1 protein-coding gene is annotated in these 550 nt (G+C 59.1%); it reads left to right on the forward strand.

The genetic code is table 11. From position 1 onward, the window contains the following. Window positions 1-550, forward strand: a 550-nt coding sequence (locus BGP75_RS22910) for an ABC transporter ATP-binding protein (RefSeq protein ID WP_143821162.1), incomplete at both ends; no start/stop codon positions are given.

The following is a 550-nucleotide window of genomic DNA, read 5'->3' on the forward strand; positions in this document are numbered from 1 at the left end:
CTATTCGGTGATCGGTCCCAACGGTGCCGGAAAAACCACCCTGTTTAATATGCTCTGTGGCTACTATGTTCCCAACGGCGGCAGCATTACCTTTAGCGGCAAAAACGGCCAACCGAAAAACCTGGTGGGGCTGGAAACCCACCAGATTGCCGCTCAGGGGATCTCCCGCACCTTTCAGAACCTGCAGGTGTTCTACAACATGACGGTGCTGGAAAACGTCATGGTGGGCTGTCACCTGCGGACCCGGACCGGGCTGATCAAAGCCGCGTTGCGTTTACCCTCGGTGGTGCGTGAAGAGCGTCAGGTGCGGGAGTGGTCCCGGGAAGCCCTGGCCCTGTGTGGACTGGAACATCTGGCCGAGCGTGAAGCCGGCTCATTACCCTACGGGGAACTCAAGCGACTGGAGATCGCCCGGGCACTGGCCTCCAACCCGGAATTTCTGGCGATGGATGAACCGGCGGCGGGACTGAACGATACCGAGACGGTGGAAATGCGTGAGCTGATCCTGCGCCTGAAAGCACAGGGCATTACCATCCTGCTGGTGGAACAT

It is taken from the genome of Motiliproteus sp. MSK22-1 (assembly GCF_001968815.1).
Taxonomy (GTDB): Bacteria; Pseudomonadota; Gammaproteobacteria; order Pseudomonadales; family Balneatricaceae; genus Motiliproteus.